The organism is Marinobacter sp. ELB17 (genome assembly GCF_000169375.1).
Classification (GTDB): Bacteria; Pseudomonadota; Gammaproteobacteria; order Pseudomonadales; family Oleiphilaceae; genus Marinobacter.
On record NZ_AAXY01000007.1, the window covers coordinates 153,905 to 174,007 of the forward strand.

A 20,103-nucleotide genomic window follows, 5' to 3' on the forward strand; every position below is an offset into this window, starting at 1 on the left:
GGCCCGTTTATCGCTCAGGAATTCACCATGACAGAACTCAGTCACTCTTCTCACCGCTTGCGCAAGCCGCTCTTAATTCTAGAGTTTACCGCGCTAGCTACACTACTGGGTTCTATGATCTGGTTTGGTTACAGTACGCCGCCGGGCGAAGTTCTGGCGCCCGCCTGGCTGTTGATACCTGCTGTGGCCAGCCTGCTGGTTTTTACCAGTTTTATTGGCCTGATGTACCTGCGCTGGGTGGTTACCGCAGGCGCAGAGCGGCAAAATCGTCCTAAACTGATTTTCGCATTGCTGGCATTGACTATGTCCAGTGTGTGGTTATACGGCATAGCAAATACCTGGATCAGCCTGAACGCCCAGTAAAACGCCACCATTTGCACGCCGTTTTTCTTCCGCTAAAGGTCAAAGAGACATTACCACCATGCTATTCACACCTGCGTTAACAGTTATCCGGCAGCGCCGCCACGTGTTGGCAACGGCACTATCCACAGCACTAGCCGCCGCATTGTGCACCTTGGCCTGGGCGCCTGCGACCAGTGCCCAAACCGACGCTGAGCCCATGGCAGATCAACCGCTGTCCGCCCAAGACTGCGCACTGATTCGCGATGGACTGCAGCGCCTGGCCTGTTTCGATGAGATTTACCAGCCTGATCAGGCCCGCGACAACGCCAGCACCGAGCAACGGCAGCGGGTCGAAATCGCCACCGAGGCACTACCACCAAGCAAACGGGCAATGGAAGAAGCGCTGGATAACCCAGGAGCAAACGACGAAACTGCGGTGATGTCGTCGATTCTGGACCGCTACCTGGAAGCGGAAGAATCCCTGTTTTCATTCTCTGGCAGCTTTATTCGCCACCGCCCGAACTACATTCTGCCAATCACCTGGTCTGACCAACCAAACCAGACGCCCACAAGCCCGCGCCTGGGCGTGACCGGCTACGATTACGACCTTAAGCAGGAAGAAGCCAAGTACCAAATCAGCTTCAAAGTTCCGCTGCTCACCGGCTTTATGGATAAACGCACTACGCTTTGGTTCGGCTACACCCAGAAGTCTTTCTGGCAGCTTTACAATCAGGATGAGTCCGCGCCGTTTCGTGAAACCAACTACGAGCCTGAACTATTCCTGCGCTACCAACCCGACTGGGACATTGGGCCGGGCCGCCTGAATACGGTGAATCTGGGCATTAACCACCAGTCAAACGGTCAGGCCGAGCCGCGCTCGCGCAGCTGGAACCGCATTGTTGGCATGGGAACTTACACTTACAACCGTTGGCTGTTCATGGTTAAACCCTGGATACGCTTGCCAGACGGCAACACCGACGACAACGACGATATTGAAAGCTATCTGGGCCATGGCAGTTACCACGCAGTGTACAAACTGACGGAAAACCGCACCTTCTCACTGAAGCTGCTGAACAACCTGCGCACCTCAGACAACAAAACCTCGGTAGAGTTTGGCTACAGCTTCCCCATGGGCGATACCATCAAAGGCTTCGTGCATTATTACAACGGTTACGGTGAAAGCCTGATTGACTATAACGAGCGCATTCAGAGGGTCGGATTGGGGATTATGCTGAACGACTGGCTGTAAACCTTAGCGCAGCGCCAGGGACAGGACCAGAAGTATAAATAAGCAAAAAGGCCCTGCCCGGTTTGATTGTCCGGTAGGGCCTTTGCACAGATTCCACAGAGCAAATTACAATCACGTTTACAGGGCGTTCAAACGCTCCATTTCCGCCAGCAGTTCGTCGGTTTTCTCTCGCATCAACGGTATATCGCCACGGGACTCCACGTTCAGCCTTACCACCGGTTCGGTGTTGGACATCCGCAGATTAAAGCGCCAGTGGTCGTACTCCACACTCACGCCGTCTACGTGGCTCACACTCTTCGCCTCGGCGCCGTATTTTGCTTCGATGGCGGCAATGACAGTAGCGGGGTCTGCGATCGTACGGTTAATCTCGCCGCTGGCCGGGTAGGCTTCAATGCGGGCATCAATCAACGATGACAGCGTGCAACCAGCCTGGCACAAGCGCTCGGCCACTAGCAGCCATGGAATCATGCCGCTGTCGCAATAAGCAAAATCCCGGAAATAATGGTGGGCACTCATTTCACCGCCGTACACCGCATCTTCATCGCGCATACGCTGCTTGATGAACGCATGGCCGGTTTTGCTTTCGACGGCAACTCCGCCAGCAGCCGCAACCAGGTCCAACGTGTTCCAGATCAGGCGCGGGTCGTGAATCATCTTACCCGGGCCGGTCTTGCGCAGAAACTGATCGGCCAACAGGCCAACAATGTAATAGCCTTCAATAAAGCGGCCATTTTCATCGAAGAAAAAACAGCGATCGTAATCACCGTCCCAGGCGATGCCCATGACAGCGCCACTGGCTTTTACCGCATCTGCGGTGGCTGCGCGATTTTCTTCCAGTATCGGGTTGGGAACACCGTTGGGAAAGTGGCCGTCTGCGTTGTGGTGTACTTTCACAAATTCGAACGGCACGTGCGCCTCAAGCTCATCAATCACCAGCCCGGCACCGCCGTTACCAGCATTAACCACCAGTTTCAGCGGCTTTAGATCTGCACCGTTAATATAGCCCAAAAGGTGATCGATATAGGCGTTCATGGTTTCCAGGGTTTCGTAACGGCCCTGATCTTGGGCATCCGCAAACGGTTCCAAGACGCGGTCACGGATGTCGTTCAGGCCATTGTCTGAACTGATCGGCCGCGATTCTGGCCCCACCATTTTCATGCCATTGTGGTCACGGGGGTTATGGCTGGCGGTTACCATAATGCCGCCATCCATGTCGTAATGGCTGGTGGCAAAGTACACCATTTCGGTACCACACAGGCCGATGTCGTACACGTCTGCGCCCGCAGCCATTAAACCCGAGCACAATGCCTGGCTGATCTCGCGACTAGACAAGCGAATGTCATAGCCAACAATGATTTTTTTCGCGCCGGTTACTTCCACATAGGCACGGCCAATAAGCTCCGCGAGCTTAGGGTTCAGCCGGTCTGGAACACGGCCACGAAGGTCATACGCTTTAAAGCAGGACAGATCCATTGTCGACATTTACTCCGCTGCGGCAGACTGTAATTGGATGTAGTTTTGAATGCCCATCTGACTGATCATTTCCAGCTGGGTTTCCAGCCAGTCGATGTGCTCTTCTTCACTGTCCAGAATGCTGCGGAACAGCTCGCGGCTGGTGTAGTCCTGAACAGACTCGCAGTGAACGATGGCATCTTTCAGATCTTTGTGTGCAAGGTGTTCGATTTTCAGATCGCTTTCGATCATTTCCTGAACGTGCTCACCAATCATCAGCTTGTTCAGATCTTGCAGGTTCGGCAGGCCGTCCAGAAACAGGATGCGTTCGATCAGCTGATCGGCGTGTTTCATTTCGTCAATAGACTCTTCGTACTCTTTAGCGGCAAGCTTAGCGATGCCCCAGTCTTTGTACATGCGTGAGTGCAAAAAATACTGATTGATGGCCGTCAGCTCGTTGCCCAACACTTTGTTTAAAAACTGAATAACCTGTTTATCGCCTTTCATAGCGCCTCTCCCTAAAGATTTTCATCACGTCAGGCAAGAATAGCGCGTTATGGCGATAGTTAAAATCGCTGGAATGATAAACCTGGTCGGGTAATCAAACCGGGTGGGCCAGCATACCCGCCAGAGCCATATAATCCGGAGAGCTGTGATCGCGGAGGATTTCGCGAGCGGTTTGTGCACAGCGGCCGCACTGCGTGCCCACGCCCAGTTCTTTACCCAACTGGCGCATGGACGTTACACCGTTGTCCGCTGCGGCACGGATATCACGATCGGTTACGCCGTGGCAAAGGCAGACATACATAGGGCTCTCACTTACGCGATTAAATGTTAGTGATAATTATTAACATTCCGATCTTAAAGTTCAAGCCCTTTGTAGATTAATTTTCAGTCAATCTGCTCAGGTTTCGTGCTCCCGTCTCGGTAACCAGCACGTTGTCTTCCAGCCGCACACCCCCATAGCCCTTCAGTTCGCCCAGTATCGCGGTATTGATATGCTGCGCCAATGGTCCTTTTAGCAAGGGTTCCAGCAGCGAAGGGATGAAATACAGACCTGGTTCGATGGTCACTACCATGCCGGCTTCCAACGTTCGTGTCAGGCGTAAAAACGGCGCTTCCGCTGGCGACGGTACGGGTTTTCCAGCCACATCGTGCACCTGTATGCCCAGAAAATGGCCGATGCCGTGGGGGAAAAACACCCGGGTGATACCCTGCTCTACCATGGTTTCATCGCTGATACCGCTTACCAGCCCACTGGCACTGAGCAGCGCAGCGACACCGGAGTGAGCCTTGCGGTGAATAGCCAGGTACTCAACACCCGGTGCAACCATCTTGCACAAGTGTTCGCGCAACAGGTCCATACCTTTTACCAGTGCTGCGAACCGGCCTTCGCCCGCGGCCGCGTAAGTACGGGTAATGTCCGAGCAGTAACCGCGGTAGCGCACACCCGCATCCATCAACAGGCTGCGGGACTGCGCCGGTGCCGTGGTGTCGTAATACTGGTAATGAAGAGTACCGGCGTGTTCGTTCAAGCCGATAATACTGTGATAAGGCGCCTCTGTTTCACGCTGCAAGGTAGCCTGCTGATACGCCAGGTTGATCTTAAATTCACTGGCGCCATCGGCGAACGCAGCGGCTGCAGCCTGGTGGCCTGCCAGAGCAATATTATTGGCACGGGTCAGGCACGCCACTTCATAGTCGGTTTTGTGCATGCGGGTTTCATCCAGAGCCACCGTCAACGCCACCGGATTATGGTCACCCGGCACGCCCGCAAGCAGGGTTGGATCGCCCACAACGGCCAGCCCTTTACCCTGACCAGTCTCGGCCGGCAATGGCGGCAGAGCGCGTTTGGCAATGTAGCGAATGTCCATAGCCTGCTGCCAAGGCTCGCTTGGCAGCTGTAAAGTCGCGTGCCAGAAATCCACCGGCTGATACAGCCACAGTACCGGCGTTGTATCTGCCTGAATCAGCAGCCATGCGTGTTCGTAACCGGTCAGGCCGGTCCAGTGCAGGAACGGGCCAAAGCCCTGGAAAGGCGCGCCCTGGTCGTCGCCGTAGCGCACGGGTGTTGCGCCAGCGCTGATCAACAGGGCGCTGTAGCCGTGGTCCGCCAGCGCTCGCTGGTAGCGCTTCTGCAACTCGGCAATGTGGTCAGGTTGCAAGGCCAGAATTTGGTTATCGGTCATATTGAGTTTCCAATGTGTTCCAGAGTGTATTGAATTCCTGGGTACGGGGTTGGCTCAGGCGCAGCAATCGAATTTCCAGTTTTACATCCCAGCGCTCATCGCCGGCGCGCACCAGGCTGCCAGATTCTTCGCTTTTTTGTGCCATGCGCTGGGGCAACCAGCCCATGCCAAAGCCCTGCTTTACCAAGGCTTTCACGCTGGCCGACTGGGCGTTTTCATTCAGCGGTAACAGATTGGCGGTGGTCTTCTGCCGCGCCAGATGGGTGGTAATAGCGGGCTGTAAAAACCCCCGGGGATGGTAAGCAATCAGCGGTACCGGCTGGGCAGCGCTGCCCGGCAGAACAAAACGCGGGGCGCCCTGTTCGTCGCCAATGCTCACCGGTATCAGTGCCTCCTTTGACAGGGTCAGGGAACGGTAGGCGCTGCTTTTCAATCGTTCACGCCAGGGCAGGTCGTCATGCCAGTAGCACAGCACCAGATCGCAGTCGCCGTTGTCGAGCGCATCCAGAAATTGCTCGCCTATCCAGTTGGTGGCCTTCAGGTTCAGTTGCAGTCTCTCGGCTACCCCGGCTTGGTGCGCCCAGGTCTGGTAAAAGTGGGAGAACAGACCCTGGGTAGAACCTACACTGATGCGAGAACCGGCTTCGGATTCAAGGTGTTTTACCCGCTCGTGGGTGTCACGAACATCGCGGGTGACCCGCGCGCACAACTCGGCAAAAACCTCACCCGCAGGGGTCAGCGACAGTGGCAACGTCTGGCGGTTAACCAAGGTTGAACCCATGGCGTCTTCCAGCAGGCGAATACGCCGGCTGAAGGTAGGCTGGCTGACGTGTTGAAGCTCAGCCGCACGGGAAAAATGGCGGGTGCGGGCCAGCGCCATAAAATCTTCCATCCAGCGTACTTCCATTACCCCCCCACGGCTTCGCGGACCCTTGGCTTTACATCAAAGACGCCATGATAACGCATCGGCTACTGGGTTTTCACAAACGGCCTTCTTCGACCCCGTGGCAGGCCACTTGGCCACCGTCATCTGTGGCAAACAATTCCGGGATTTCCTGGCGGCAGCGATCATTAGCGTAGGGACAACGGCCATGGAATACGCAGCCCGACGGCAAATTGACCGGCGTAGGCACTTCGCCCTGCAGGCGAATGTAATTGGGCCGGCCGTCTTCCAGCCGCGGTATTGCGGACAGCAATGCCTGGGTGTACGGGTGCCGCGGGGAGGCAAACAACGCTTTGGTGGGCGCCAACTCACACACCCGGCCCAGATACATCACCGCCACACGGGTGCCAAAGTGCTCCACCACCGCCAAATCGTGGGTGATGAACAGATAGGTCAGATTGCGCGATTCCTGGGCGTCCATCATCAGATTCAGCACTTGCGCCTGAATAGACACATCCAGTGCCGAAATGGGTTCGTCCGCCACAATAAACTCCGGGTCTACCGCCAAGGCGCGAGCTATGGCAATACGCTGGCGCTGGCCGCCGGAGAACTCGTGGCCAAAGCGGCTGCCCCAATCCGGATCAATACCCACCGATTGCATTACCTCCTGTACTTTATTAAGCACGTCGGCTTTGCTCCACTCGGGGTGGTGGAAGTGAATGGGTTCTTCCAGAGTTTGCTGAATGGTCATCCGCGGGTTCAGCGAGGCGTAAGGGTTCTGGAAAATCATCTGCATTTTGCGGCGGTACGGCAGCAGCGCTTTGCCTTCCAGCGTGTCGATGCGCTTGCCTTCATAGTGCACTTCACCAGCGGTGGGCGACAGCAAGCCCATAATAGTGCGAGCAACCGTAGACTTGCCGCAGCCAGACTCGCCTACGACGCACAAGGCTTCGCCTTTGAACACCTGCAGATTCACGCCGTTGATGGCGTGTACCGCTTCCTGTTTACGCTGAAAGCGTCCGTTTTTGAAGCTGACCTGCTCCAGCAGGCTACCAGACAGATCAAATTTCTTTTCCAGACCGCGAATATCAACCAACGGCGAGGCGCTCATGGGGTCACCTCCCGGGCTTGCTGTTCTTGTGCAATCAAACGTTCCACCTCATAGCAGGCCACATCCACATTACCGGCCCGCACATACTCGGGCATGGTCCTGCGGCACTCATCGGTCGCGAATGAGCAGCGCGGGTTGAACGGGCACCCGCTGGGGACATTCTTCAACGACGGCATGGCGCCGGGAATCTGGAACAGCCGCGCACCAGGCTCGCCCATTTGCGGCAGTGCGTTTATCAGCCCCTGGGTGTAAGGGTGCTGGGCATCGTTGATGATTTCCCGGGTAGGCCCCTGCTCGATGATACGACCGGAGTACATCACCAGCATGCGCTGGGACACCTGGGACACCACGCCCAAATCATGGGTAATCAGCATCAGCGCGACGTTTTCCTGTTCGCACAAATCCAGCAGCAGAGCCATAATTTCCGCTTGAATGGTCACATCCAGAGCGGTAGTGGGTTCGTCGGCAATAATAATTTCAGGGTCTAGCAGCAAGGCGATGGCAATAATCACCCGCTGGCGCATACCGCCAGACAGTTCATGGGGATATTGGTCCAGGCGCTTCTCGGGGGACGGAATCTGCACCTTACGCAGTTTATCCACCGCAATGGCCCGCGCGTCTTTGGTGCTGATCCGGCGGTGAGCTTTGATGGCTTCCACCATCTGGGTGCCAATGGTCAGCACCGGGTTCAGGGTCATCATCGGGTCCTGAAAAATCATGGCGATGCGATTGCCGCGGATTTTCCGCAGTTCACGCTCGCTCATGGCCGCCAGGTCTTTGCCTTCAAACAGAATCTGCCCGCCGGCAATGTAGCCCGGCTGCGCTATCAGATTGAGAATGGAAAATGCCGCCACGGATTTACCCGCGCCGGATTCGCCCACCAGGCCCAGCCGTTCGCCTTTGTCCAGCGAAAAACTGATGCCCCGCAGGGCTGTCAAATCGCCACCGCGCACGGCAAAGCGAACATCCAGATTTTTTACTTCCAGCAATGCCATCGAATTATCCCTTGTACAGCCGTGGGTTCATTACATCGCGCAGCCAGTCGCCCAGCAGGTTGATCACCAGCACCAGCACCACCAGCACCAGGCCGGGCAGCAGGGTGATCCACCAAGAACCGCTCTGAATGTAATCGAAGCCGGATTTGATCAGCGAACCCAGTGAAGGCTGGGTTTCAGGCATACCCAGGCCAAGAAAAGACAGCGCCGCTTCGGAAATAATGGCGTTGGCAATTTGCACCGTACCGATCACGAAAATCGGCGAAAGAGTGTTGGGCAGAATGTGACGGAACATAATACGGTTGGTGCGAAAACCCATCACCTTGGCCGCGTCTACATATTCCTTTTTCTTCTCTGCCAGCACCGAGGCTCGCACGGTGCGGGCAATTTGCGGCCACTCGGCCACGCCGATGATAAAAATCAGCATATAAATGGCGATTTCACCAAACATCAGGCTGCCAAAGCTGGCCTTGAACACCGCGCCCACAATAATCGCCACCATCAAGGTAGAAAACGACAGCTGCACGTCGGCGATGCGCATCAGAATAGCGTCTACCCGGCCACCCAGGTAGCCCGCCAGCAGGCCGAACATAATACCCAGAGCGGCTTGCAGAATGACCGCACCAAAACCAATCATCAGCGACACCCGGGTGCCGTACAGAATGGTCGACAGCATATCCCGGCCCTGGGCGTCGGTGCCCAACGGGAAGGCCCCGTCGGCGCCGCTCATGCCAACCGGCGGCAACTCTGAGTTCATGATGTCGATCAGCGCCAGATCGTAAGGATCAGTCGGTGCTAACAACGGTGCGAAAATTGCCGACAGAACCATCGCCAACAATACGATGAAGCTGGCAATGGCTACTTTGTCACGTTTAAAGCTGTACCAGAGGAAAGAGTCGCGGACGCGAGCCCAACGGGAGACAGTCGCGGTCATCATGCTTTTTTACCTGTCAGTTTTACAGTGGGGTTCACCAGGCCGTAGATCAGATCCACAATCGTGTTGGTAATCACAAAAACCAGCCCCACCACCATCAGGTAGGCCACAATCAGCGGAATGTCGCTGCGGGTAATGGCTTCCAGAAACATCAGGCCCATGCCCGGCCACTGGAATACGGTTTCGGTAAGAATGGTGTAAGCGACCATGATGCCGAGTTGCACACCGCCGACCGTAATCACCGGCAGCATGGTGTTTTTCAAGGCGTGCAGAAAGTTAATGCGGCCGGAGGACAGGCCCTTGGCGCGGGCGTAACGAATATAGTCGCTTTGCAGCACTTCCATCATTTCCGCACGAATCAGCCGGATAAACAGCGGCAACATGATAGACGCCAAAGACACACAGGGCAGCACCAGGTGCCAAAGGCCGTCCCAGGAAAAAAATCCTGAAGTCCAGGTACCGAACAAATGGGTAAGCTCGTCGCCGCGGCCGTAAGACGGCAAACCGCCATCGGTAGACAGTGCACCATTCAGCCAAGTACCCCAACCGGTCTCCGTTGGAAACAGTTCGATCGTGACCCCAATCGAAAACAGCTGAATCAGCACAATGGCGGTCAAGAACACCGGAATTGAAATACCCACAGTGCTGATGCTCATAAAAAATTTTGACAAAAATGCTTGCGGTCGAATGGCTGCGTACACACCAATAGGCACCGAAAACACCAAAATAATCAGGCTGGCACCAATCACCAATTCCAGGGTGGCCGGAAGGTGTTCAGCAATAACCTGTAACGTAGGCTTGCCATAGAAGTACGAAATGCCCAGATCTCCCTGCAAAGCATTACCGGCAAAGCGCGCATACTGCACGTAAATTGGGTCATTCAAACCCATGTCTTCACGTATGGCATCGCGCTCTTCCAGCGACACCGACATGCCCACCAGTTCCTGCAGCGGGTCACCCAGGCCGTCCTGAATGGCAAACGCGATCATGCTTATCACGAACATGACCAGAAATGCCTGAGAAATCCGTTGAACCAAAAACGCTAGCATGAAAAATGTCCGGATTAGGCGTCAATAAAAAAGCCGGTTACAGGCGCCCTGGAGAGAGTGGGTGCCCGCAACCGACCGGGTTTTACGGGTTGATCAAGTGTGATTAGAGGCGATTACTCGACCACTAGGTCTCCCAGGTACGGGAAGTTCATCACGTTCAATATGGGTTCAAGTTTTACGTTCTTCTTTGAAGCCCAAGCCAGATCCTGCCAGTGCAGGGGAATGAACGCAGCGTCGTCATACAGTTGCTTTTCTGCGTCTTGCAGCATGGCAGCGCGTTTTTCACGATCGGTTTCCACATTGGCTTTTGCTACCAGCGCGTCTACTTCCGGGTTGCAGTAATAACCCGCGTTGTACTGGCCAGCGCCGGTGTCGGCGTTCGGGCAGAAGGTCAGGAACTCGAAGAAGTTCGCAGAGTCTTCGGTATCGGCGTGCCAGCCAATCAGCATCATGTCACCTGAACGAGCATCAAATTCAGGCCAGTACTGAGCCTTGGGCAGGGTTTTCAGATCAACCGTGATGTTAATGCGCGCCAGCATGGCCGCAGCCGCCTGGGCAATCTTGTCGTCATTCACGTAGCGGTTGTTAGGCGACATCATGGTAATGGTAAAGCCATCTTCGTAGCCGGCTTCCTTCATCAGTTGTTGCGCTTTTTCCACATCATAACGAGGTTTCAAAGATTCGTTATGGCCAGAATAGCCGGCCGGTGACATCTGCGCCGCAGGGGTTGCAAAGCCTTTCATGATTTTTGCCGCAATGCCTTCCTGGTTAATGGCGTAAGCCACCGCCTGGCGCACTTTGGGGTTCTTGAAGGCCTCAACACGATCTTGGTTCAAGTGGAACAAGATGATGCGGGTGCCGCTCATGGTCACCAGATCCGTGTCTTTATCGCGTTTAATGCGGTCCAGATCGGTTGGCGGTACCGGAGCAATAAAATCCACACCGCCCGACAGCAACGCCGATACGCGGGTGTTGTTTTCCTTGATGGGGGTCAGCACGATTTTCTTCACGTTGCCGGGCGATGCTTCATCCCAGTAATCGGCGAAGCGCTCAAATTCCGTGCGCACGCCTTGCTGGCGCGATGTAACAATGTAGGGACCAGTACCGGACAAGTTGCCAGAGGCGAACGAACTACCGTGCTTGGTAATGGCCGCCTTGCTTTGGCCGTCTTCAGTTTCACCCGAGTAGAACTCGCTGTCCATCGGAAAAATGTAAGTAGCGGTATTCAGCAACAGCGGGTAAGGCTCGGCGGTAACCAGTTCAAAGGTGTAGTCATCAATCACATTGATGCCGGTGAAAGGCGCGAAGATCGCTTTAAAATCAGAGCTTTGCTTCAAACGTTCGTAAGTAAACTTTACGTCTTTGGTGGTCAGTTCATTACCGGAATGAAACTTAACGCCTTCGCGCAGATTGAAACGCATGGTTTTGTCATCCACACGTTCCCAGCTTTCTGCCAGACGAGCGTCAAAACCCAGGTCTTTGTTCCAGCGGATCAGCGGGTCAAAGGTCATGTGGGACAGCTGAAGCATGCCGCCAGACAACTGCTCGTGGATGTCCAGGGTGACGGGATCGGCGTCGTAGGCCATTTTCAGTTCTTTAGTCGCTTCAGCAGACAGCGCCAAGGGCGCTGCGGCCAAAGCCATAGAGCCAACAAATGCGGTTAGTAGCTTTCTCATCGCGTTTTCCGTTGCTGTTTTAAGAATTGTACGGACGAATCGGCGCCCAAGGACGCCAGATACCTAGTAGTAACCTAGTCAACCCACAGCAAAACGGCAATTGAAATTGCGACATACCCCTATACGCAAGATGCATATAGGCGTTTGAATAGACACCCGGGCTAAAGTGAAGAACCTGTCAAAGGTTAAAAAGAACCGGCAGCAGCAGCGCGGTAAACAGCCCGGTCAGGCTCATGCCCAATGAAGAAAAAGCCCCTGCGGTACTGCTGATTTCAAACGCCCGCACGGTGCCAATGGCGTGGCCATTCAAGCCGAGGGCAAAACCGATCACCCGCTCATCCGTAATGTTCAGCAGGCGGGTGGCTACCTCAACACACAAAGTGGTAAACACGCCCGTAATCAACAGAGCCGCCATCAGCATCGGCACCGAACTGCCAATGATGTCACCAATACCCAAAGCGATGGCTGCCGTAACCGATTTTGGTGCCAGCGACGCCATAACCGTTGGCGACGCACCCAGCGCCCAGGCAATGACCAGCGTATACCCAACCGCCAACGAGGCGGCTATGGGCAAGGTGAGAACGATAGGCCAGAGCATGGCACGAATATGATGAATGTTTTGATACAGCGGCACGCCCAGCGCCACTGTAGCCGGGCCCAACAGTAGCATTAGCCAGTTCGCACCTTCACGATAACTGTCTGGATCTAAGCCTAGTAGCGCAATCATGCCGGCCAGAATGGTGGCTGCGGGCACAACCGGTGGCAGCCACACCGGGCGGCCAATAGCGATGTACACACTGTTCGCCGCAAAAAACGCCAATATAGTCATCGCGATGACAAGCATCGGCGTGTCTGCCAGCACGTGAGACAGCGTCAGTAAACGCTCCCAAACCGTCAACGGACTATTCATGGTTGCTTGATCCAGAGGGCAGTTTGCGCGCCAGCACATTTAATAGAACCAAGGTGGTGACCACACTCAAAAAGGTGCCCACCAGCAAAGACACACTCACCGCCAGCCACTGCCCGGTGAACTTGCCGGAGATGAAAAATATCTCTGTCAGGCCCGGCATAATCAGCAAAATAAGCACCGAAATCAGAGCCTGGCTGGCACCGGCCACAGCATTACCCACGCCGCCAGTTACCATCAAATACAGGGTAAGTAACATCAACCCCAGAATACCGCCGCTAATCGGCACCAGAAACACCAGCCGCAGTGATTCCCCTAGCAGGAAAAACAGCACCAGAATCAGAAAACCCCGTAATATCGACATAGGTGGCGCCCGGCTATCCCTAAAATGAATTACACTCGTCGCGCGCATTGTCCCCCACGCACCGAAAGGGCGCAAATAGCCCGCGATTACCATAGGAACCCCATGGCGCTCAAAGCTACCATTTTCAAAGCCACGCTGAATATTGCCGATATGGATCGCCATTATTACGCCGACCACCAGCTGACCCTGGCCCGCCACCCGTCAGAAAACGACGAACGCATGATGGTGCGGCTGCTGGCGTTTGCGCTGAACGCCAGTGACCAACTGGAGTTCACAAAAGGCCTGAGCACAGACGACGAGCCGGAACTGTGGCAAAAAAGCCTGAGCAACGAAATTGAACTTTGGATTGAACTGGGCCTGCCCGATGAAAGCCGCCTGCGCAAAGCCTGCAACCGCTCAAAACAGGTGATTCTTTCGGTTATGCAAAGCTTCGCATAACTACAATTATCCTCACCCTATAATTATGCAAGGTTTGTTGGGCTATTCCGGCAAAGGCCAGTGGCGACGAAGCTTTTAGCTGTGTTGTAGCTATCGAGCTTTGCATAAAAACAGTGTTTCCTGTGGGCTCGTCCCTAACCGCAGGAGCACACACCATGCCCGCCGATAAAACCCTCACAAACCTTGTTCGCTACAACTGGCTGATTGATAGTCCGCTCGAGAGCGTCGTTTCATCCTACATTAAGGCGCTGCGAGGCCAGCGCTACGCTGATCGCACCATCAGAATCTATTTGGGCTGCCTTGCCCATTTTGGTTTCTGGCTTAAAGCTGAAGAGCTCGAGTTGACGCACGTCGATTCATCCCTTATTAAACGGTTCGTGCGCGAACACCTCCCGGCGTGCACCTGTCCCGTACCCTGCTACGATTCTGTAGGCTGCTCCGGAGCGGCGCTTCGGCATCTGCTCAAAATACTGATGCGTTCACAGCCATCGCCAACGATGGCGAAGGATCCAGTGACGATCGAGCTCACTCGGTTCGCCGAGTACTTAACGGATACTTGCGGGCTATCATCAGCCACCCGTGACAGCCGAGCTCAACACGTTGGGGCGTTCCTCTACGACGTAGGCGTTACTGATACCGTGAGCGTCTTGTCGCTGTCGGCGACCGACATAGATGCTTACTTTTCGACGCTGACGTCGCGCCTACGGCCGGCATCGCTGCGTATCGTGTGCAACAGTCTGCGTAGCTACTTTCGTTACCGTGCCGTGCGCGGTGACGAGACCGACGGGCTAGCGGCAGCGCTTCCACGAATCGCAGACTGGCGCCGGGCCACGTTGCCCAAGGTATTGTCGGACGCCGAACTAACGGCCTTTCTGGATGCCTTCGATCGCACGGACCCCGTTGGCCTGCGTGACTATGCCATCGCGCGCTGCCTGCTTGATCTGGGTTTACGCGGTCACGAAGTAACCTACCTCACGCTGGAGTCGATCGACTGGCGCAGGGCAATACTGACCATCAGCGGTACCAAAAGTAAACGCATTCAACAGCTTCCCCTGCCTGCGTCCACGGGAGAGGCGGTAGCGCAGTATCTGCGACAGGGACGCCCGCAGACGACGAGCCGCAGACTATTCGTCCGGCACCGGGCACCGCTCGACACGCCACTGAGCGTTCCGGCCATTCGCAATTCAATGAACCGCGCCTTTGTTCGTTGCGGTTTGCGCGATCAGTTCTGCAACACACACGTGCTGCGGCGAACGATGGCAACGCAGCTACAGCGCGCTGGGGTCTCAGTCAAAGAGATCGCCGACGTATTGCGTCACAAGAGTCTTGACACTGCCTACAGCTACGCCCGCGTTGACGTGGAGCAATTGCGCGCGATGGCACTGCCGTGGCCCGGGAGCCCGTCATGAGCGCCCGGTTGTCTTGGATGGCGCGGGTCGAAGCGTACCTGGCGTATCGTCGTCGTAACGGATTCGAGCTAACCATCGACGCAACGCAGCTTCAGTCATTTGCCCGTTTCGCGGATGAGGTCTCTCCTGAAGGGCATCTGACGGTGCCGCTCGCTGTCGCATGGGCACAGACTTCGCAGCTTAAGGCGTCGTTTACCTGGGCGCGCCGCATCGGGATTCTTCGCGGTTTCGCCCGCTTTTGCCAGCGCGAGGATCCGGCGACGGAGGTTCCACCGCGAAGTCTCTTTGGTTCGGCCCACCGGCGTCTCATCCCACACATCTACACAGAAGCCGAACTGTGCACACTGCTTGAAGCCACGCATGGCTTGGCGCCCACCGAGGGATTGCGTCCAGCAACTTGCCACTGTGTTTTTGGCTTGCTCGCCGCGACCGGGCTACGCATCGCCGAAGCACTGACACTAACCGCGGCTGACGTCGACATGGACAGTGGCGTTTTGCATATCCGCGAAGCGAAGTTCCATCAGCAGCGTCTCGTACCGCTGCATCCGAGCGTTACCGACTCGTTGCGCGCCTATGCACGACAGCGAGATAGGCTCGTGCCACGGCCTTGTTGTGACAAGTTCTTCCTGCGTGATGATGGCAGCGGCGTAAATCAGCCCAGCATGCTGTATGCCTTACAGAGGCTGTGTCAGCAACTGGACTGGCAAACGCGCGGTGACTATCAGCGTCACCGCCTGCATGACATCCGGCACACCTTCATCGTGAGAAGCATGCTGCGCCTCTATGAAGAGGGCGTAGATATTGATCGTGCCATTCTGGCGCTATCAACCTACGTCGGGCACGCCAAGGTGAGCGACACCTACTGGTATGTCACCGGCATTCCCGAACTGATGGCGATCGCCGCCGAACGCTTTCACCTCTATACGCAAGGAGAGGCGTCATGAACCCCTTGCTCACCGCTCCCACCGAATTCGGCGCGTTGCTCCAGCGCTTCTTCGCCGAGCGCTTGATCCAGCAACAGAACGTCAGCCCCCGAACAGTCGCTGCCTATCGCGATACCTTCAAGCTCTTGCTGAACTATGTGGGACGCGCAACGGGCAAGCCACCTGCCATGCTGGCACTGTGCGATGTCGATGCGGCCTTGGTGCTGAATTTCCTCACGCATCTCGAGACCGAACGGCACAACACCATTCGCACGCGCAATGCAAGATTGGCGGCGGTTCGTGCCTTTGCCCACTACGTCGCCTCACAAGCGCCGCCAGCTCTGCATCTTGCACAACAGATTCTCGCGATACCTATGAAACGCTTCGAACGACCCATGCTTGAGTTCCTGTCTCGCGACGAGGTTCGCGCGCTGCTTGCAGCCCCGGGTATAACGACCTGGTGCGGGCGCCGCGACACCGCCATGCTCACGGTGCTTTACAACACCGGCGCTCGGGTTTCCGAACTGATCGGCATCCGGGTGGCCGATATCACGTTGGCGGCAACCGCCTCTGTGCGCCTACATGGCAAGGGCCGCAAACAACGAACCGTGCCTCTATGGAAGGAAACGGCGAAGGAAATCCGGCAGTGGCTAAAATACGCCGACTTGCATGTCGAGCAACCCCTCATTCCAAACCGCAGCGGATTGCCAATGACGCGCACCAATGTGGCCGAACGACTGAACCTGGCCGTCAGCACCGCGACAAAGATGTGTCCACAGTTAGCAGGCCGCAGGATCTCGCCGCATACCTGGCGCCATACGACGGCCATGCACCTGTTGCAGGCGGGCGTCGATCTGACCGTGATCGCGTTGTGGCTCGGTCACGAAAGCCCCGTCACCACTCACGGCTATGTCGAAGCGGACATGGGCATGAAGGAGCGGGCCCTTGCCGCCATCACCCCACCTGCGACCCAGCACAAGCGCTACCGCCCGACGGACGCACTCCTCCAGTTCCTGGAAAGTCTCTGAAATTATGCAAACCTCCGCTCGCGCTCCGCCCCTGAAAATACCGCTTGTGTTCCGACGAACCTTGCATAATTATCGGGTGCAGATAATATACACCTACGGCGGCCGCGGCGTGCCCATATGGTGGGACAAAAATAAAGCAAAACTGGCACGCTTTAACAACCTGACTTGCGTGAATCTGGACCCGGAAGCCACCGAACAACTGGCAGGCCTGGCACAGCGCGCCATGAGCCTTCAGGTAACCATTCAGGACGGCGAAGTGACCTTCAGTAATGAGCACGGGCTTGTGGCTCTAACGCCCGAGCCGTTCGCTTAACTAAGCTGAGTTGGCCTCTTGTATAGAAACAAGCTAGCAAATTAAGCGCCACTGCCCAGCAAAGGCTGGACAGTGGCCCGCGGCAAACGTAACATTGCGCACTCGAAATTAGCGCACAGCCGTTAAGCTCATAAGCGCCCGTAGCTCAGCTGGATAGAGTACTGCCCTCCGAAGGCAGTGGTCACAGGTTCGAATCCTGTCGGGCGCACCATATTATGTAACAAAAACCGTCACTTACGGATCATGCCGGGTGGCGGTTTTTCGTTACGACTAACTCTAGGTGACATATAGGTGACACTCGGAGGAATCTGAAGCATTAGGTGACAGCTTCATTGTGGGTCTAAAAACTCTGTGCTGGCACACACCGACTTTAAGAAATGGTAACACCGCCCCCAGCCACAAGGTTTTTGGGGCGACAACCCTCTTATATTATGCTTAAGTGCCTTTAAACCAAGAGCTGCAACACCAAGGCACAGGGAGTGGAACAATGTCCGACTACAGAGATCTCAATCTAAATCGCGAAGTTTTAGACGAAAATATTGGGAGCTTCCTGGGCTCATATGGGTGCGTTTTAGATGATAAAATTCAAACACTAGACCGCGGCAAACGTCGTGTAGCGTTTGGCAAGCCAGGCGCTGAGTTTGCCATGGTTGACTTACATCTCAACAATACAGGCACAACGACTATCCAGTGGAAGCTGGGTAAGAATCAGCCTCTCGGCGAGAAGCTTGCCGCTTACCTGAAGAGCACTATTGATCCAGCTGAATTTGAGAGCGTAAATTATTCTCTCAAAGGGATCAGCACAGGATCTTTCGATCCTATTCTAGGCTGTATTGCTGAGTTAGATGATATTGAAGTTGTCGTCTTAAGGGACGAGGTCAAGTGCAAACAAGTGACTCTAAAAAGCATTGTGCACCAGGATAAACTAACTTTGACGCATCATCGAAGTACCAGAGTCCTGCAGATTCAAGGTAAGCCCCTGTCCTGCTACCGCCGCGTTGTTTTTATGCTGATCGACCTTTTAGATCTTAAAGGACTAACACAAGTCCTGTACCGAAAAGATGACAATAGCGCTGAAATAGTCCGGAAGGAGATGGCCGAGGATTACCTGAAGACGGTATTCACACGCAGCTACGACCACTTGCCGGACAGCGTGAAGAAACTACTGACCTCTAGCTGCTGCATAAAGCTGGCGTCACCGCAGCTTCCTGACTATTGTTTACTTCTCTACCCTGACTTGCGCGCCTTAGAAGGAGTGCTGAAAGAATTAATGAGCGGTTACAACATGTCGGTAGAGGACGCAGAGTATGGATTTGGCAACTTCTTCGACAACCGCGGAGGCGTGTGCTCCTTGAAAGCAGAATACAGCGCGCAAGTCGCGCATACCCACATGGAAGATGCATTCAATAGGGGCTACAGTTTTTATAAGAAGCACCGGCACACTCTGTTCCACATGGAAGAGTTTGCAGATGGCAGCAGGATGATCGATACGCTAGATAAGGCAATTAGCCTTTCTAAAGACGCCTACGAGGCGATAGATAGCCTATATACTGCTAGAATGTGAAATTATGATTAAAAAAATCCGTATCGTAGGTGGGATCGCTGTCGTTACAGCTACAGCAGAATTTCATCCATTGCGCCAGTTAAAAAGGCTGGCTAACGAACTTGAAGCTATTGGCTTTAAGGGCAGCGTGCTGTTTGATTTGTTAGCCGTGAACGGTTTTGCAGACAATCGCTTTGCGTCCATTCGTTTTACTGGCCAGACATTTGAGAAATCGTCGTTCGCAATAGAATCACATGTAAATCAGAACATTAGAAGCGAGCAAGACACTCTCGTCAGAACCGACGAAACTTTTCTTCTCGGTAGCGTTTTATCGACGACTGAAGTTGAGAAATTCATCCACTAACCAATCACAATAATTTTCACCTGCCCAATTACTACGATCTGGATCACAGCAAACTTATCTTAGCCAGTCACTGGGCTTTGTATAATTTTTTTACCAGCATCGGCCTCCATATTTTCCGATAGGGCGCGCACCATCTGTATTGCCCTGCGCCGGAGGCGGCAGAGTGGCCGGCCGCTTACACCGCGTCGGCGACTAAGCCCGAATGAAAAAGGTCGACATTCATGGACAACAGTTTTGTTACCTCTATTAAAGCGAATCAGAAGGTGAATACGCACCTCATCAACTTTCATTCGCGTGCGGAAAATACTGCCTAAACGTAAATATTACCTTCGTATCGCCGACCGGACGGCAAGCACTAACTGGCGTATAGACATACAGGATCCCATGGATACCTCCGTGTATCTTTGCCAGAACCTATGGAGTGAAAAACCTTGATTTCCCTGGTAACCCCTCTGTTAACCATATTTTGGTAACCAGGGATGAAGCCGGCCCAAGCGCAATAATTTAGGCCTTAAACCAGCTCAAGCCCCAGTCACTCACCGCCTTTCTTCAAAACCAGCCGCCCAATAGTGTTATCCATCCGGCACCTGGCAATGCTTCTATCGACAATTCTGGTAACTACCTGCCGAGCGGTGTCGAGCTCGACATCGAACCACTCTCTTGGCCGATAGGTGCCGCCATCGCGGCTGTGCAGGGTGACATTCAGGCGCTGGTGGTGAAGCATGGCGTGCGTGAACCAGTCGTTCAAAGCAGTGTGGGTTATCAAGCCTAATGCACGCCGGACGTTACCACGGACATCGGAACCGAGCTGAATTTGTGCGTCAGGCTATTGAGAATGAACTGGCACGATGCAAGTGGATGCGTTTGGGTGAAGGTTAATAGTGATGGTGGCGCGCTCGGAAAAGCAAAATGCATTTAGGCGCGCCACCGGAGT

At 54.8% G+C, this 20,103-nt stretch carries 21 protein-coding genes, 1 tRNA gene and 1 pseudogene; 10 read left to right on the forward strand and 13 right to left on the reverse strand.

Annotated elements, in window-relative coordinates; genetic code table 11:
* Positions 1-27 precede the first annotated feature (27 nt).
* Both MELB17_RS11035 and MELB17_RS11040 read left to right on the forward strand, forming a co-directional pair.
* Positions 28-363: a hypothetical protein gene (locus MELB17_RS11035; RefSeq protein ID WP_007350325.1), complete on the forward strand. Its 336-nt coding sequence runs from the start codon at positions 28-30 to the stop codon at positions 361-363.
* Between the two features lie 58 nt (positions 364-421).
* Positions 422-1,591: a phospholipase A gene (locus MELB17_RS11040; RefSeq protein WP_007350326.1), complete on the forward strand. Its 1,170-nt coding sequence runs from the start codon at positions 422-424 to the stop codon at positions 1,589-1,591.
* 117 nt (positions 1,592-1,708) lie between these two features.
* Here MELB17_RS11040 and MELB17_RS11045 read toward each other — a convergent pair whose 3' ends face one another.
* The 12 genes from MELB17_RS11045 to MELB17_RS11100 all read right to left on the reverse strand — a co-directional run bounded on the left by MELB17_RS11045 (position 1,709) and on the right by MELB17_RS11100 (position 13,151).
* Positions 1,709-3,064 (reverse strand): phosphomannomutase/phosphoglucomutase, encoded by a 1,356-nt coding sequence (locus MELB17_RS11045; protein ID WP_036184448.1) that lies wholly within the window; start codon positions 3,062-3,064, stop codon positions 1,709-1,711.
* 9 nt (positions 3,065-3,073) lie between these two features.
* Complete coding sequence (bfr, locus tag MELB17_RS11050; RefSeq protein ID WP_007350328.1) at positions 3,074-3,550, reverse strand: bacterioferritin; 477 nt, start codon at positions 3,548-3,550, stop codon at positions 3,074-3,076.
* Positions 3,551-3,644: 94 nt separating this feature from the next.
* On the reverse strand, positions 3,645-3,851 hold the full coding sequence (locus tag MELB17_RS11055) for a bacterioferritin-associated ferredoxin (protein WP_007350329.1): 207 nt from the start codon (positions 3,849-3,851) through the stop codon (positions 3,645-3,647).
* A gap of 76 nt (positions 3,852-3,927) precedes the next feature.
* Positions 3,928-5,232 (reverse strand): Xaa-Pro dipeptidase, encoded by a 1,305-nt coding sequence (gene pepQ / locus MELB17_RS11060; protein ID WP_007350330.1) that lies wholly within the window; start codon positions 5,230-5,232, stop codon positions 3,928-3,930.
* Positions 5,222-6,139: a LysR family transcriptional regulator gene (locus MELB17_RS11065; protein ID WP_007350331.1), complete on the reverse strand. Its 918-nt coding sequence runs from the start codon at positions 6,137-6,139 to the stop codon at positions 5,222-5,224. The genes pepQ and MELB17_RS11065 overlap by 11 nt, the downstream gene beginning before the upstream one ends.
* Positions 6,140-6,212: 73 nt before the next feature.
* Positions 6,213-7,226, reverse strand: a complete 1,014-nt coding sequence (locus tag MELB17_RS11070; protein WP_007350332.1) for an ABC transporter ATP-binding protein — start codon at positions 7,224-7,226, stop codon at positions 6,213-6,215.
* Entirely contained in the window at positions 7,223-8,221 is a 999-nt protein-coding gene (locus MELB17_RS11075) for an ABC transporter ATP-binding protein (protein ID WP_007350333.1), read from the reverse strand. The genes MELB17_RS11070 and MELB17_RS11075 overlap by 4 nt, the downstream gene beginning before the upstream one ends.
* 4 nt (positions 8,222-8,225) lie before the next feature.
* Complete coding sequence (locus MELB17_RS11080; RefSeq protein ID WP_007350334.1) at positions 8,226-9,158, reverse strand: ABC transporter permease; 933 nt, start codon at positions 9,156-9,158, stop codon at positions 8,226-8,228.
* Positions 9,155-10,204 carry an ABC transporter permease gene (locus MELB17_RS11085; RefSeq protein ID WP_007350335.1) on the reverse strand — a complete coding sequence of 350 codons (1,050 nt, stop codon included), beginning with the start codon at positions 10,202-10,204 and terminating at the stop codon, positions 9,155-9,157. The genes MELB17_RS11080 and MELB17_RS11085 overlap by 4 nt, the downstream gene beginning before the upstream one ends.
* Positions 10,205-10,317: 113 nt before the next feature.
* Positions 10,318-11,880 (reverse strand): ABC transporter substrate-binding protein, encoded by a 1,563-nt coding sequence (locus MELB17_RS11090; RefSeq protein ID WP_007350336.1) that lies wholly within the window; start codon positions 11,878-11,880, stop codon positions 10,318-10,320.
* A 178-nt stretch (positions 11,881-12,058) separates the two neighbouring features.
* Positions 12,059-12,790: an LrgB family protein gene (locus MELB17_RS11095; protein ID WP_007350337.1), complete on the reverse strand. Its 732-nt coding sequence runs from the start codon at positions 12,788-12,790 to the stop codon at positions 12,059-12,061.
* A complete protein-coding gene (locus MELB17_RS11100) occupies positions 12,783-13,151 on the reverse strand; it encodes a CidA/LrgA family protein (RefSeq protein WP_007350338.1) in 369 nt (122 codons plus the stop codon). The genes MELB17_RS11095 and MELB17_RS11100 overlap by 8 nt, the downstream gene beginning before the upstream one ends.
* Positions 13,152-13,253: 102 nt before the next feature.
* Between MELB17_RS11100 and MELB17_RS11105 the strand changes: the two are divergent.
* The 8 genes and pseudogenes from MELB17_RS11105 to MELB17_RS11140 all read left to right on the forward strand — a co-directional run.
* Positions 13,254-13,565, forward strand: a pseudogene (locus MELB17_RS11105) (YaeQ family protein); the annotation flags it as partial.
* Between the two features lie 179 nt (positions 13,566-13,744).
* Positions 13,745-14,998, forward strand: a complete 1,254-nt coding sequence (locus MELB17_RS11110) for a site-specific integrase (RefSeq protein WP_007348454.1) — start codon at positions 13,745-13,747, stop codon at positions 14,996-14,998.
* Complete coding sequence (locus MELB17_RS11115) at positions 14,977-15,942, forward strand: tyrosine-type recombinase/integrase (RefSeq protein WP_227498758.1); 966 nt, start codon at positions 14,977-14,979, stop codon at positions 15,940-15,942. Before MELB17_RS11110 ends, MELB17_RS11115 begins: the two co-directional genes overlap by 22 nt.
* Positions 15,939-16,949, forward strand: coding sequence for a tyrosine-type recombinase/integrase (locus tag MELB17_RS11120; RefSeq protein WP_007348452.1), 1,011 nt, complete (start codon positions 15,939-15,941; stop codon positions 16,947-16,949). The genes MELB17_RS11115 and MELB17_RS11120 overlap by 4 nt, the downstream gene beginning before the upstream one ends.
* A 4-nt stretch (positions 16,950-16,953) precedes the next feature.
* Entirely contained in the window at positions 16,954-17,262 is a 309-nt protein-coding gene (locus MELB17_RS24360; protein ID WP_007350340.1) for a YaeQ family protein, read from the forward strand.
* Positions 17,263-17,396: 134 nt separating this feature from the next.
* Positions 17,397-17,473: transfer RNA gene (locus MELB17_RS11130), tRNA-Arg, on the forward strand.
* A 276-nt stretch (positions 17,474-17,749) separates the two neighbouring features.
* A complete protein-coding gene (locus MELB17_RS11135) occupies positions 17,750-18,826 on the forward strand; it encodes a type II toxin-antitoxin system RnlA family toxin (protein WP_007350341.1) in 1,077 nt (358 codons plus the stop codon).
* 4 nt (positions 18,827-18,830) lie between these two features.
* Positions 18,831-19,169, forward strand: a complete 339-nt coding sequence (locus MELB17_RS11140; RefSeq protein WP_007350342.1) for a type II toxin-antitoxin system RnlB family antitoxin — start codon at positions 18,831-18,833, stop codon at positions 19,167-19,169.
* Between the two features lie 532 nt (positions 19,170-19,701).
* On the opposite strand, the gene MELB17_RS11145 is transcribed toward MELB17_RS11140, so the two are convergent.
* On the reverse strand, positions 19,702-19,935 hold the full coding sequence (locus MELB17_RS11145) for a hypothetical protein (RefSeq protein WP_007350343.1): 234 nt from the start codon (positions 19,933-19,935) through the stop codon (positions 19,702-19,704).
* Positions 19,936-20,103 lie beyond the last annotated feature (168 nt).